Origin of the sequence: Bradyrhizobium tropiciagri (assembly GCF_018130545.1) — a bacterium.
In the GTDB taxonomy this organism is placed as follows: Bacteria; Pseudomonadota; Alphaproteobacteria; order Rhizobiales; family Xanthobacteraceae; genus Bradyrhizobium; species Bradyrhizobium tropiciagri_A.
This window is the reverse complement of sequence record NZ_JAFCKF010000001.1, coordinates 106674-119595: the sequence shown is the minus strand read 5'-3', so window position 1 is coordinate 119595 and position 12922 is coordinate 106674. Positions and strand designations below refer to the sequence as shown.

The 12922-nt window shown below is 66.3% G+C and carries 11 protein-coding genes; 10 read left to right on the top strand and 1 reads right to left on the bottom strand.

What is annotated here, in order from left to right; translation table 11 throughout:
- The first annotated feature begins 4 nt into the window (after positions 1-4).
- From JQ616_RS00550 to JQ616_RS00535, 4 genes are all read left to right on the top strand, one after another.
- Positions 5-1012, top strand: a complete 1008-nt coding sequence (locus tag JQ616_RS00550; protein ID WP_212011426.1) for an ABC transporter ATP-binding protein — start codon at positions 5-7, stop codon at positions 1010-1012.
- A gap of 100 nt (positions 1013-1112) precedes the next feature.
- Positions 1113-1886: an SDR family NAD(P)-dependent oxidoreductase gene (locus tag JQ616_RS00545; protein WP_076866630.1), complete on the top strand. Its 774-nt coding sequence runs from the start codon at positions 1113-1115 to the stop codon at positions 1884-1886.
- Between the two features lie 117 nt (positions 1887-2003).
- A complete protein-coding gene (locus JQ616_RS00540; RefSeq protein ID WP_212011425.1) occupies positions 2004-3656 on the top strand; it encodes an FGGY-family carbohydrate kinase in 1653 nt (550 codons plus the stop codon).
- Between the two features lie 9 nt (positions 3657-3665).
- Positions 3666-4604: a carbohydrate kinase family protein gene (locus JQ616_RS00535; protein WP_212011424.1), complete on the top strand. Its 939-nt coding sequence runs from the start codon at positions 3666-3668 to the stop codon at positions 4602-4604.
- A 3-nt stretch (positions 4605-4607) separates the two neighbouring features.
- Here JQ616_RS00535 and JQ616_RS00530 read toward each other — a convergent pair whose 3' ends face one another.
- Positions 4608-5495: a LysR family transcriptional regulator gene (locus JQ616_RS00530; RefSeq protein ID WP_212011423.1), complete on the bottom strand. Its 888-nt coding sequence runs from the start codon at positions 5493-5495 to the stop codon at positions 4608-4610.
- A 119-nt stretch (positions 5496-5614) separates the two neighbouring features.
- Between JQ616_RS00530 and JQ616_RS00525 the strand changes: the two genes are divergently transcribed.
- From JQ616_RS00525 to JQ616_RS00500, 6 genes are all read left to right on the top strand, one after another.
- Positions 5615-7045 carry an amidase gene (locus JQ616_RS00525; protein WP_212011421.1) on the top strand — a complete coding sequence of 477 codons (1431 nt, stop codon included), beginning with the start codon at positions 5615-5617 and terminating at the stop codon, positions 7043-7045.
- Positions 7046-7121: 76 nt separating this feature from the next.
- Positions 7122-8072 (top strand): ABC transporter permease, encoded by a 951-nt coding sequence (locus JQ616_RS00520; RefSeq protein WP_212011420.1) that lies wholly within the window; start codon positions 7122-7124, stop codon positions 8070-8072.
- Complete coding sequence (locus JQ616_RS00515) at positions 8069-8965, top strand: ABC transporter permease (RefSeq protein ID WP_212011419.1); 897 nt, start codon at positions 8069-8071, stop codon at positions 8963-8965. The genes JQ616_RS00520 and JQ616_RS00515 overlap by 4 nt, the downstream gene beginning before the upstream one ends.
- Before the next feature lie 2 nt (positions 8966-8967).
- A complete protein-coding gene (locus JQ616_RS00510) occupies positions 8968-9966 on the top strand; it encodes an ABC transporter ATP-binding protein (protein ID WP_212011418.1) in 999 nt (332 codons plus the stop codon).
- Complete coding sequence (locus JQ616_RS00505) at positions 9963-10985, top strand: ABC transporter ATP-binding protein (RefSeq protein ID WP_212011417.1); 1023 nt, start codon at positions 9963-9965, stop codon at positions 10983-10985. Before JQ616_RS00510 ends, JQ616_RS00505 begins: the two co-directional genes overlap by 4 nt.
- A 56-nt stretch (positions 10986-11041) precedes the next feature.
- Positions 11042-12532, top strand: a complete 1491-nt coding sequence (locus JQ616_RS00500; RefSeq protein ID WP_212011416.1) for an ABC transporter substrate-binding protein — start codon at positions 11042-11044, stop codon at positions 12530-12532.
- Positions 12533-12922 lie beyond the last annotated feature (390 nt).

The following is a 12922-nucleotide window of genomic DNA, read 5'->3' as shown; positions in this document are numbered from 1 at the left end:
TTCCATGGGTCAGATTACGCTGCAGGGTGTGCAAAAATCGTTCGGGCCGGTCCACATCATCAAGGGCGCCGACCTCGAGATCGCCGACGGCTCCTTCGTCGTGTTCGTCGGTCCGTCCGGTTGCGGCAAGACCACGCTGCTGCGGCTGATCGCGGGACTGGAAGACGTCACCGGCGGCGCCATCCTGATCGACGGCCGCAACGTGGTCGACGTGCCGCCGGCCAAGCGCGGGTTGTCGATGGTGTTCCAGTCCTATGCGCTCTATCCGCATATGAGCGTGCGCGGCAACATCGCCTTCGGCCTGAAGATGGCCGGGATCGCCAAGGACGAGATCAACCGCAAGGTCGAGGCCGCCGCGGCGACGCTCAACCTCACGCCCTATCTCGAGCGCAAGCCGCGCGAACTCTCCGGCGGCCAGCGCCAGCGCGTCGCGATCGGGCGCGCCATCGTGCGCGAGCCGAAGGCGTTCCTGTTCGATGAGCCGCTGTCGAACCTCGATGCCGCGCTGCGGGTGCAGATGCGGCTCGAGGTGACGCGATTGCAGAAGCAGCTCGGCACCACGGCGATCTACGTCACCCACGACCAGGTCGAGGCCATGACCATGGCCGACAAGATCGTGGTGCTGAACGGCGGCAAGATCGAGCAATATGGCTCGCCGCTCGAACTCTACGAGAAGCCCGCAAATCTGTTCGTCGCCGGCTTCATCGGCTCGCCGAAGATGAACTTCGTTACCGGTGACCTGGCTAAACAGCAGGGCGCGACCACCATTGGCGTGCGGCCGGAGCATCTGAAGGTCGAGCGCGACGGGCAGGGGGGCTGGCACGGCACGGTCTCGGTTGCCGAGCATCTCGGCAGCGACACCTTCCTCTACGTCGATGCCGGGCCGCAGGGCATGCTGACCGCGCGCTACATCGGCGAACTCGACCTGCATCCGGGCGACAAGGTGTCGCTGATCCCGGATCCGGCGCGCATCCATCGTTTCGACGACAGCGGAAAATCGATCCGCGCTTAGAGCATGCTCAAAAGAAGCACGGACGATCTCCGTAGTCGATCTCGCTCTGGCCGGGGCGGCACGCCCGCGACATGCGGGCTCTAGGCAAAGGAAGAAGAAAATGTATCTCGAGAAATTCAGGCTCGGCGGCAAGACCGCCATCATCACCGGCGCCGGGCAGGGCATCGGGCTCGCCTGTGCCGAGGCGCTGGCCGAAGCCGGCGCCAAGGTCATCATCGGTGACCGCGACGCCAAGGTTGCCAACGACGCGCAGGCCGCGCTGAAGGCCAAGGGTTTTGACGCCGATATCGCGCTGATGGACGTGACGGATTCCGGCCGCGTCTCTGCGGTCGCCGACGAGTTGGTCCGCAAATACGGCAAGGTCGACATCCTGGTCAACAATGCCGGCATCGCGCGTAGCGAGACGCCGGCCGAGACCGTGACCGACGAGCACTGGCTCAACGTCATCGACGTGAACCTGAACGGCACCTTCTGGTGCTGCCGCGCCTTCGGCAATCACATGCTGAAGGCCAAATCCGGCACCATCGTCAATGTCGGCTCGATGTCCGGCTTCATCGTCAACAAGCCGCAGGAACAGTGTTTCTACAACGCCTCCAAGGCCGCGGTGCACCATCTCACCAAATCGCTCGCCGCCGAATGGGGCGCGCGCGGGGTCCGCGTCAACGCCGTGGCGCCGACCTATATCGAGACGCCGCTGAACGCCTTCGTGAAGAACAGCCCCAGAATGTACGACGCCTGGATCGGTGGAACTCCGATGGCCCGAATGGGGCAGGTCGACGAGATCGCCTCCGTGGTCCTGTTCCTGGCCTCCGAGGCGGCGAGCCTGATGACCGGAAGCATCGTTCTGGTCGATGGCGGTTACACTTGCTGGTAGGCTCGCGCCGAAGCATGATCCGGAAAAGTGGGACCGGTTTTCCGGATGATGCTGACAGAGAAAGTAAGGGCGCGATGACGTTTCGAAGACACGTCGTCGCGTTCTGACGGAGCGAAAATGCGGCAAGCCTATATCGGGGTGGACGTCGGGAGCACCAGCGCCCGCGCGGGCGTGTTCGACGAAGCCGGAAAGCTGCTGGGGGCGGCCCGGCATCCGATCCGGGTCTGGCACGAGCCCGGCGATATCGTCGAGCAATCCTCCGATGACATCTGGGCGGCTTGCGTCGCATCCGTGCGCAATGCGATGCGGGAGGCGGCCGTTGCCGCCGAACACGTCAAGGGCATCGGCTTTGACGCGACCTGCTCGCTGGTCGTGCTCGACCGGGCAGGCCGGCCGCTGACGGTTAGCCCTTCCGGCGACCCCGCGCGCAATGTCGTGGTCTGGATGGATCACCGCGCGATGGACGAGACCGAATTCGTCAATGCGACCGGCGATCGGGTGCTGCGCTATGTCGGCGGCGCCATTTCGCCGGAGATGGAGATCCCGAAGATCCTCTGGCTGAAGCGGCATCTGCCGGCGACCTTCGAGGCCGCCGGGCACTTCTTCGATCTCGCCGACTATCTTTCGTTTCGCGCTTCCGGCTCGCTGGCGCGTTCGACCTGCACCGTCACATGCAAATGGACCTATGTCGCGGGCGAGGGTGGCTGGAGCGAGTCCTTTCTCAAGCGGGTCGGGCTCGAGGCGCTCGCCGCCGATCGCTTTGCCCGCATCGGCAACGAGATCGTGCCGCCCGGCTCGCCGCTCGGCCGCGGGCTGTCGGAGGATGCCGCGCGCGATCTCGGTCTGATGCCGGGAACCGCGGTCGGTGCCTCCTTGATCGATGCCCATGCCGGCGGCGTCGGCGCGATCGGCGGGCGCGATGGCTCGGGTGCCGAGGTCGATGTCTGCCAGCGGCTTGCCTACATCATGGGAACGTCGGCCTGCATCATGGCGACCACCGTCGAGCCCTGCTTCGTGCCCGGCGTCTGGGGCCCGTATTTCGAAGGCATGGTGCCGGGCTTCTGGCTGAACGAGGGCGGGCAGTCCGCCGCGGGCGCTGCGATCGATCACCTGCTCAGATCGCATCCGGCGCATGCCGAGGTTTCGCTCGCCGCGAAGAACGACGGCGTCGACGTCATCGAATACCTCGAGAAGCGCATCCTGGCGCGCAGCGGCAATGCCGGCGCGGCCGCGCTGCTCGCGCGCAACGTTCACGTCCTGCCGGAATTCCTCGGCAACCGGTCGCCCTATGCCGATCCCGGCTCGCGCGCCGTGATCGCGGGGCTCGATCTCGACACCGACGTGTCGGCGCTGGAGCGACTGTTCATCGCCGGCCTGTGCGGGCTGGCCTATGGCCTCGCCGACGTCATTGAGGCGCTGCAGGCCCATGGTGTCGACGGCAAGACCATCGTGATCGGCGGCGGCGCCAGCCGCAGCCCCCTGGTGCGCCAGATCATGGCCGACACGACAGGCTACACGGTGGCGTTGCCGCAAACCCAGGAACCCGTGTTGCTGGGCGCCGCGATGCTGGGTGCAGTCGCCAGCGGCGCGCACAACTCGATCAATGCCGCGATGGCCGGCATGTCGGCGCTCGGGCGGTTGAGCGAACCGACCAAGCCCGAGCTTGCCGATTTCCACCGCCGGAAGCGCGGTGTGCACAAGATGCTGCGGCAGCTTGATCGCGACAGCCGCGAGGCGATGAAGCAGTCGCCCGGCGAGGCGCTGGGTTAAGGTGTTTGCATGCTGCTGAGCTGCGGAGATGCGCTGATCGATTTCCTGCCGTCGCGGACCGCGGACGGACGCGAGGCCATGACGCCGGCGGTTGGCGGCTCCTGCCTCAACATTGCGATCGGCAGCGCGCGGCTCGATGTTCCCACCGGTTTTGTCGGCGGCATCTCCACCGACACGTTCGGCAAGATGATCGCCGATCATGCCACGGCGTCAGGCGTCGATCTCAGTCGTGCGACGCGCAGCAACCGCCAGGCCACGCTCGCCTTTGCGCGCGTGACAGGAACCGAGACACAATACGCCTTCTATGACGCCGACACCGCCTCGCGGAACTGGACCTACCGGCGCGAAGCGGTCGCGCTCGATGGCGTCAGCTGCCTTCACACCGGCTCGACCACGCTGGTCCATGACAAGGGCGCGGCCGAGACCCTGGCCTTCATCGACGACGCGCGTTCCAATGTGACGATTGCGCTCGATCCGAACTGCCGGCCGAATTTGGTTAAAGACAAGGACGCCTATCGCGCGCGCATGCTGGCGTTCGGCGGCAAGGCGGACATTGTGAAGATGTCCGACGTCGACTTCGCGTATCTCTTCGGCGACGAAGCCTATGCCCCACAGGCCGAGGAGCTACTGTCGCGCGGCGTGTCGCTCGTCGTCATCACGCGCGGCAACGAGGGCGCCTTGGCCTGGCATCGGAAGGCCGGACCGAGCGAGGTCAAGGCACCAGTGGTCACCGTCGTGGATACGATCGGCGCCGGCGACAGTTTTCAGGCCGCACTGCTTGCGGCATTGCATCGGCTGGACCGGATCGCGCGGCAGCGGCTCGCCGACATCCCCGCGGCCGAGCTCACCCGCGCACTGTCATTCGCATGCAAATGCGCGGCATTCACCTGCACGCGCGCCGGCGCCGATCCGCCGCGCAGCCGGGAGTTGCCTGCAGGCACGTGGTAGTCGTCACAGCCGCGCAACGACCTTTTCGGCGCTCTTGAGGAAGTTTCGGATCAAGGGGCTGGAGGAATCGCGCCGCCAGCAGGCCGCGATCTCGATCGCATCAGTGATGTCGACGAAGGGCCGGAACGCGATGCCGGGCGGCGCGCCGAGCTTCGCACAGGCCGGCAGGATCGAAAGCCCTTCGCCGGCGAGCACGAGGCTGAGCGCCGAGTGCACCGTCTCCACCCGGCTGACGATCGGCATCACGACCTGATGCCGCCGCAGCATCGCCGACACCGCCGATGAGGTGGGCTCTTCCTCCGGCCGCGGCAGGGCGATGAGCGGGCGTCCTTGCAATCTGCCGACCGGCACCGCAGCGAGGCGCGCGAGCGGCGAGCGCGCCGGCATCGCCAGCATCAGCGGCTGCGTGCCGATCTGGGCCACCTGGATCTCCGGGTGATGGATCGCCGGCATGCACAGCGCGACGCTGACGGCGCGGTCGAGCAGCAGCGTTTCGCGGGTCGAAGCGGAAAGCTCGACGAAATCGAGATCGACACCGGGCAGCGACCGCCGCAGTTCCGGTACCAGGCGCGGCAACAGCGCGCTCGCCAGCACGAACATGTAGCCGACCGCGAGCCGGCCGCGCTGCCCCGAGGCGATCGCGCGGGCGGCCTCGATGCCTTCCTCGGCCAGCGCTAGCGCTTCGCTCGCCCGCGACAGCAGCGCGAGGCCGGCCTCCGTCAGATCCATGCCGCGCGTGCCGCGGCGGAACAGCGCCGTGCCGAGCTCCGCCTCGAGCTTGCGGATCTGCACCGACAGCGGCGGCTGCGCCATCCGCAGCCGCTCGGCGGCCTTGCCGACGCTGCGCTCCTCAGCCACGGCGACGAAGTAGCGAAGCCGACGCAAATCCATAGGCATACCGAAAACGTATGGGTTGGTCTTCAAATTCGTATTGGACGCCGAGTTAACATGGGAGGCATTCTGGCTGTCAACGCGGTCGTGCGGAGCGGCTTCAGGAGAGTTGCCTCGGAATGAGTGGAGATCCCTGTCTTCTGCCGGCGACCGAGTTGCGCGCGCGCATCGGTGCCAAGGAAATATCTCCCGTTGAGGTCACGGCTGCGGTGCTTGGCCGTGCCGAGCGGTTGCAGCCCGAATTGAACTGCTTCATTACGCTGTGCGGCGACGAAGCGATGGCGCAGGCGAGGGCCGCGGAGCGAAAGGTGATGGCCGGCGAGCCGCTCGGTCTGCTGCACGGAATCCCCTTCACTGTGAAGGACATCGTCAGCACCAGGGGCGTGCGCACGACGTTCGGCGCGGTGCCGTATCAGCACAATGTGCCGGACCATGATGCCGTGGCCGTGGCTCGGCTCCATGCGCAGGGCGGCATCCTGATCGGCAAGACCACGACGCCGGAGTTCGGCAGCAAGTGCCTGACCGACTCGCCGCTGTTCGGCCGCACCCGCAATGCGTGGAGCGCGGAGCGCTCCAGCGGCGGCTCGAGCGGCGGTGCGGCAGTCGCGGTCGCGAGCGGCATCGCGCCGCTGGCAGTTGCGACCGATGGCGGCGGCTCGACCCGGATTCCCGCTGCCTGCAACGGCGTGGTCGGCATCAAGCAGAGCAACGGCGTGATCCCGCACAGTCAGGTGCAGGACGCCTTCGGCAACCAGACCTATGTCACGCCGACCACGCGCACAGTCGCCGACACCGCGCTGATGATGCAGGCGATGGCCGGCGAGGATCCGTCCGATCCCTGGTCGATCGGTGTGCCGGTGCCTGACTATCTCGACCTTGCGGCGCCGCGCGGCGACCTCAAGGGCAGGCGGGTGCTGTTCTGCTTGTCGCCTCCGGGCCGGCCGGTCACCGCGGATGTCGCCGCTGCATTCAAGGCGAGCCTCGATCGGTTGGCCGGCCTCGGCGCCGAACTCGAGGAGTTTTCCGGTGACGGCTTCGACATCGAGCCGATCTGGCGCGCCATCAATCACACGGTCTGGCGCACCCGGTTCGAGAAGCTCGCGGCCGAGCATCCCGACGATCTCAGCCCGACCTTCCTGAAGCAGCTCGCGCTTGCCGCGAAGGTGAGCGGCATCGACTACCAGCAGGCAATGTTCGACCGCACCGCTCTGTTCCGCCGCGTGCAGTCACTGCTCGCGCGAGGCGACTGGCTTGCGATGCCGACCCTCACCCGCACGGCGCTGCCGATCGACCAGGATCTGTTCGGCAGCATCGACATCGATGGGCAGAGCTTTGACAGCGTGCGGCCGCACTGGTTTCCATGGACCATGCTGTTCAACATGACCGGGCATCCCGCGGTCAGCATGCCAGCGGGCTTCGGCCGCGATGGCCTGCCGATCGGCCTGCATTTGGTCGGCCGCTTCCGGGCCGACGCGGAACTCCTGCGCGTCGCGGCGCTGTTCGAACAGGCGAGCGGTCTGCTCGGGCGCTGGCCGGTCGTCGCGTCATGAACGGCGCGGCGAAGGGCTTGCATTCGCGCGCGAACATGTTGAAACCTGCGGCCTGGTCCTCACACCTCGGGCGGGCATGAGCGTATTCTTCCTGCGGCGGATCCTGACCCTGGTGGCGACGCTGTTCGCGGCGTCGCTGATCATTTTCCTGGTGCTCGACGCGCTGCCCGGCAATGCGGCCCAGATGCTGATGGGCGCCGACGCCTCTCCCGATGCGGTGCACGCGCTCACCGTCAAGCTCGGGCTCGATCAGCCGCTTGCGGTTCGCTATTTGCTCTGGATCAAGGGCATGGCGGTCGGCGATCTCGGCAACAGCTATGTCTACGGCACGCCGGTGTCCGGCCTGATCGCGGAGCGGCTGGTGCTGACCATACCGCTTGCGATCATGTCGATGCTGATCACGGTGACGCTGGCGCTGGCCGCCGGTATTTACACCGCCGCCAACCACAACAAGCTCGGCGATGTCGGCGTGATGTCGCTGACCCAGATCGGCATCGCGCTGCCGAATTTCTGGTTCGCGATTCTTTTGATCCTGCTGTTCTCGGTGAAGCTGCAATTGTTGTCGGCCGGCGGCTTCGCCGGCTGGGATGACGGCATCTGGCCCGGGATCCGCTCGCTGCTGCTGCCGGCGATTTCGCTCGCCGTGGTGCAGGCCGCGATCCTTGCCCGCGTCACCCGCTCGGCGGTGCTGGAGGTGCTGCGCGAGGACTTTGTGCGCACCGCGCGCGCAAAAGGGCTCGGCAAGCGCGAGGTGCTGTGGCGCCACGTGCTGCGCAATGCCATTATCCCGGTGATGACAGTCATGGGCCTGCAATTCGCCAATCTGCTGGCCGGCACCATCGTGATCGAGAACGTGTTCTATCTTCCGGGCCTCGGCCGGTTGATCTTCCAGTCGATCGCTAACCGCGACCTGATTGTGGTGCGCAACTGCGTGATGCTGCTGGCGGCCATGGTCGTGATCGTCAATTTCGTGGTCGATGTGCTCTATGCCTTCATCGATCCGCGCATCAAGGTGGCGAACCTGTGAGCGCGCCGCTGACCGCGTCCGCCGCAGCGGCAGCCATCGCGCCCGGCGCGAGGCCTGCGACCGGCTTCTGGCGCCGTGCGCTGCGCCACCGCAGCTTCGTGCTCGGTGCCGGGCTCAGCCTGCTGGTGCTCGGCGCCGCGCTGCTGTCGCTGGTCTGGACGCCGTGGTCGGCTTACGACATCGATGTCGCGTCAAAACTGCATCCGCCGTCGGCGGCGCACTGGCTCGGCACCGACGTGCTCGGCCGTGACATCGTCTCGCTGCTCCTGGTCGGCGCGCGCTCCACCATCATGGTCGGGGTCATCGCAGTCGGCATCGGCCTCACCTTCGGTGTCTGCCTCGGCCTGATCGCAGCAGCCCGCAAGGGCTGGATCGAGGAGCTCATCATGCGGCTGAGCGACTTCACCTTCGCGTTCCCCGCGGTGCTGTCGGCGATCATGCTGGCCGCCGTCGCAGGGCCGGGCATGCTGACCTCGACCACCGCGATCGGCATCTTCCAGATCCCGACCTTCGTTCGCGTTACCCGCGGCTCGGCCAATGCGATCTGGGCCCGCGAATTCGTGTTGGCCGCGCGTGCGGCCGGCAAGGGTTCATTCCGCATCACCATCGAGCATGTGCTGCCGAACATCCTGTCGATCCTGATCGTGCAGGCGACGATCCAGTTTGCGCTCGCGATCCTCGCCGAAGCCGCGCTGTCCTATCTTGGGCTCGGCACCCAGCCGCCGCAGCCGTCCTGGGGCCGCATGCTCAACGACGCGCAAACCCTGCTGTTCCAGTCGCCGATGCTCGCGGTCTATCCCGGCGCTGCGATCGCGATCGCGGTGCTCGGGCTCAATCTGCTCGGCGACGGCTTGCGCGATCTGCTCGATCCCCGTCTGGCGCGGGAGCGTTGAGCATGAGTGGCGCGCCGCTGATCGAGGTGAAAGACCTGGGCGTCCGGCTCAACACCAGCCGCGGCCCGGCGCAAGCGGTGCGCGGCGTCAGCTTTGCGCTTCGCCGCGGCGAGACGCTCGGGCTGGTCGGCGAATCCGGTTGCGGCAAGTCGGTCACGGCGCTGGCCCTGATGGGGCTGTTGCCGGAGAGCGCCGTGATCAGCGGCAGCATCCGGCTCGATGACACGGAGCTCGTCGAATTGCCGGATAAGGCCTATTGCAAGCTGCGCGGCAACCGCATCAGCATGATCTTCCAGGAGCCGATGACCGCGCTCAATCCGATGCACACGATCGGGCATCAGGTCGCCGAGCCCTTGCTGCGCCATACAGGCGTCTCGGCGGCTGAGGCGCGGCAAGAGGCCATCGCCTTGCTCGATCGCGTCGGACTGCCCGATGCGGCCAAGCGCATCGATGCCTATCCGCACCAGTTTTCCGGCGGCCAACGCCAGCGCATCACCATCGCGATGGCGCTGGCCTGCCAACCCGACGTCCTGATCGCCGACGAGCCGACCACGGCGCTTGACGTCACGATCCAGGGCCAGATCCTCGATCTGATCGCCGGCCTGGTCGAGGAGCGCGGCATGGCGATGATCCTGATCTCGCACGATCTCGGCGTGATCGCCGAGAATGTCGCGCGCATGATGGTGATGTATGGCGGCACCGTCGTCGAAAGCGGCGAAACCAATGCCGTGTTCACGCGGATGGGCCATCCCTATACGCAGGGCCTGTTCCGCGCCCGCCCGCGGCTCGGTGCGCGCAAGGGGACGCGGCTCAAGACCATTGCGGGCACTGTGCCGGAGCTGGCCGATCTTCCCGCAGGCTGCAGCTTCGCCGATCGCTGCGCGATCGTGGAGCAACGTTGCCGGGTGGCGCTGCCGGCCGTGGTCGATGTCGGCGCCAGCCATGGCGTGCGCTGCATCCGGACCGACGTCTCGATGGCCGCCGGGGACGTCGGCGCATGACGGCATCAACCGCATCCGCCGTGCCGCTGCTCGAGGTGACGGACCTCGAGCAACGCTACACGCTGCCGCGTGAAAGCCTGTTCAAGCCGGCGGCGCAGGTGCATGCGCTCAACGGCGTCACGGCGCGGGTGATGCCGGGCAAGAGCCTCGGCGTGGTCGGCGAGTCCGGCTCGGGCAAATCGACCTTTGCGCGGCTGGTGATGGCGTTGGAGCGGCCGTCATCGGGGCAGGTCAAATTGATGGGCCGCGACCTCAACCAGATGCCGCCCGATGAACTGCGCCGTGCCCGCCGCGATTTCCAGATGGTGTTCCAGGATCCCTACGGCTCGCTCGATCCGCGGCAGACCATCGCGCGCATCGTCGCCGAACCATTGACTGCGGTTGGAGGGATCGATCGCAACAGCCTGCGCGAGCGCGTCGCCAAGGTATTGCGGCAGGTCGGGCTGCGCGACGCCGACATGGACAAGTTCCCGCACGAGTTCTCCGGCGGCCAGCGTCAGCGTATCGCGATCGCGCGGGCGCTGATCACCCAGCCGAAGCTGATCGTCGCCGACGAGCCGGTTTCCGCGCTTGACGTCTCGGTGCAGGCGCAGGTGCTCAACTTGATGCAGGACCTGCAGGACGAATTCGGCCTGAGCTACATCCTGATCAGCCATGACCTTGCGGTGGTCGATCTGCTCTGCGACGAGATCGCGGTGATGTATCTCGGGAGGATCGTCGAGCAGGGGCGGCCGGCCGATCTGTTCGCGCACGCTGCTCATCCCTATACGCGCGCGCTGCTCGATGCGGTTCCGCGGGCGCGCCCCGGTGGCATCAGGCGCCGCCGCGGGGCGCAGGCGATCGGTTCGCAGGCGTCGGCCGCGGCCGGATGCCCTTACGCACTGCGTTGTCCGCTGGCCGACCAGCATTGTCGCGAGACCGCGCCTGCGCTACGCACCATGGGAGATGCCCATCTGGCGGCCTGCCACCACGCCGAAGCCGTGATGGCGCTGCCGCCGGTGGTCGCGGAGGCCGGTTAGTCTTTTGTGCGGGGTCGGCCTAGATTGAGCAAAGAACACGTCCGGGGAGCAGAGCAATGTTGAGGAAATTGTGCGTCATCGCGGCGGTCGCCATGCTCACCGCAGCGCCGCTGCCGAGCCTCGCGCAGGGCAAGAAAGACAGCGTCGTAATGGGCATGACGCTGGAGCCGCCGGGGCTCGATCCGACCAACGCAGCAGCCGCGGCGATCGCCGAAGTCACGCTCTACAACATCTATGAGACGCTGACCAAGATCAACGAGGACGGCTCGGTGTCGCCGCTGCTCGCCGAGAGCTGGCAGGCCTCGCCTGATCTCAAGACATATACTTTCAAGCTGCGCAAGGGCGTCAAATTCCACAATGGCGAGCCGTTCGATTCCGCCGCCGTGAAGTTCAGCTACGAGCGCGCCGCGGCGCCGGCCTCGACCAACAAGGACCGGAGCCTGTACCAGGCCTTCACGTCGGTGACGACGCCCGATGCGGACACCATCGTCATTGCACTCAAATATTCCGAGCCGAACCTGCCGTTCCTGCTGGGTCAGGCGTCGGGCTCGATCGTCGAGCCGAAGAGCGCGCCGACCGATGTGACGCAGCCGGTCGGCACCGGGCCCTACACGCTCGGCAGCTGGGCCAAGGGATCGTCGATGACGCTGGTGAAATGGCCGGAGTATCGCAACGCCGCTGCGATCAAGCTTGCCAAGGTGACGATCCGCTTCATCGGCGATCCCGCGGCGCAAGTCGCGGCGCTGCTGTCGGGTGATGTCGATGCCTTTCCGCGGGTCGGTGCGGCGCGCAGCCTCGCGCAGTTCAAGGCCGATCCGCGCTTCAGCGTCCTGATCGGCGGTTCCAAGGCCAAGACCATCGTCGGCATCAACGAGCGCAAGAAGCCGCTCGACGACGTCCGCGTTCGCCGCGCTATCCTGGCTGCGATCGACCGCAAGGCGATGATCGACGGTGCGGTCGACGGCTTCGGCACGCCGATCGGCAGCTTCTACACGCCGGGCTCGCTCGGTTATGTCGATACCACCGGCATCAATCCCTATGATCCGGAGCTCGCCAAGAAGCTGCTGGCGGAGGCCGGCGTCAAGACGCCGCTCGAGCTCAGCCTGAAGCTGCCGCCGCCGGCTTACGCGCGGCAGGGCGGCGAGATCCTCGCAGCGCAACTCGCCAAGGTCGGCATCATTGCCAAGATCGAGAACGTGGAATGGGCGCAGTGGCTGTCGCAGGTGTTCACCGGCCCGCACAATTACGACCTCACCATCGTCTCTCATGTCGAGCCGTTCGATCTCGTCAAGCTGACCGAGCCCGACTACTATCTCGGCTACAAGTCCGAGGCATTCAACGCGCTGTACCAGCAGATCATGGCGACGCCCGACGAGTCTGGGCGAGCGAAACTGCTCGGCGATGCGCAGCGGATGCTGGCGACCGACGCGGTTGCCGGCTTCCTGTTTCAGCCGCAATGGATCACGATCGCCAGCAAGAAGCTGAAGGGCGTGTGGAAGGAAGTCCCGCAATTCGAGAACGACTTCTCGACCTGGTCCTGGGAATAGGCGGTCGCCGGCGGAGGTTGATGGCCTCTGCCGGCGCTGCTCCACGCGCGATGCCGTCGCTTGACGCTTAGTCTCATTTTGCTTGCTGCGCCTGCGAAGGCGAATGTCTTCCGCGATGCGTGAAAGCGGCGGAAGCTCCCGATATCGCTTGGATTGATGTCAGCCCGCGTTTGCTGCATTTGGGCGCGCGAGCGCAGGCAGTTCCGGCTTCGCATTCAGCGCATCGGTTGTCTTTGTGAAAGACGGCGCTAACATGGAACCCATCCATCGATACCTGTCGTCGTCTTTTTTTTGATCATCTATTGCAGCGCAACCAGGCCACGCGACGGTTGCGCGCTCGCTCCGGCGGCCAGGCCTCGAAGGGGAAGTAGCAAAACCCATCCCTGACAT

Excerpts from the sequence above, each read along its gene's own strand:
- JQ616_RS00550 (WP_212011426.1), top strand. The coding sequence starts at position 5 with ATGGGTCAGATTACGCTGCAGGGTGTGCAAAAATCGTTCGGGCCGGTC.
- JQ616_RS00545 (WP_076866630.1), top strand. The coding sequence starts at position 1,113 with ATGTATCTCGAGAAATTCAGGCTCGGCGGCAAGACCGCCATCATCACC.
- JQ616_RS00540 (WP_212011425.1), top strand. The coding sequence starts at position 2,004 with ATGCGGCAAGCCTATATCGGGGTGGACGTCGGGAGCACCAGCGCCCGC.
- JQ616_RS00535 (WP_212011424.1), top strand. The coding sequence starts at position 3,666 with ATGCTGCTGAGCTGCGGAGATGCGCTGATCGATTTCCTGCCGTCGCGG.
- JQ616_RS00530 (WP_212011423.1), bottom strand. The coding sequence starts at position 5,495 with ATGGATTTGCGTCGGCTTCGCTACTTCGTCGCCGTGGCTGAGGAGCGC.
- JQ616_RS00525 (WP_212011421.1), top strand. The coding sequence starts at position 5,615 with ATGAGTGGAGATCCCTGTCTTCTGCCGGCGACCGAGTTGCGCGCGCGC.
- JQ616_RS00520 (WP_212011420.1), top strand. The coding sequence starts at position 7,122 with ATGAGCGTATTCTTCCTGCGGCGGATCCTGACCCTGGTGGCGACGCTG.
- JQ616_RS00510 (WP_212011418.1), top strand. The coding sequence starts at position 8,968 with ATGAGTGGCGCGCCGCTGATCGAGGTGAAAGACCTGGGCGTCCGGCTC.
- JQ616_RS00505 (WP_212011417.1), top strand. The coding sequence starts at position 9,963 with ATGACGGCATCAACCGCATCCGCCGTGCCGCTGCTCGAGGTGACGGAC.
- JQ616_RS00500 (WP_212011416.1), top strand. The coding sequence starts at position 11,042 with ATGTTGAGGAAATTGTGCGTCATCGCGGCGGTCGCCATGCTCACCGCA.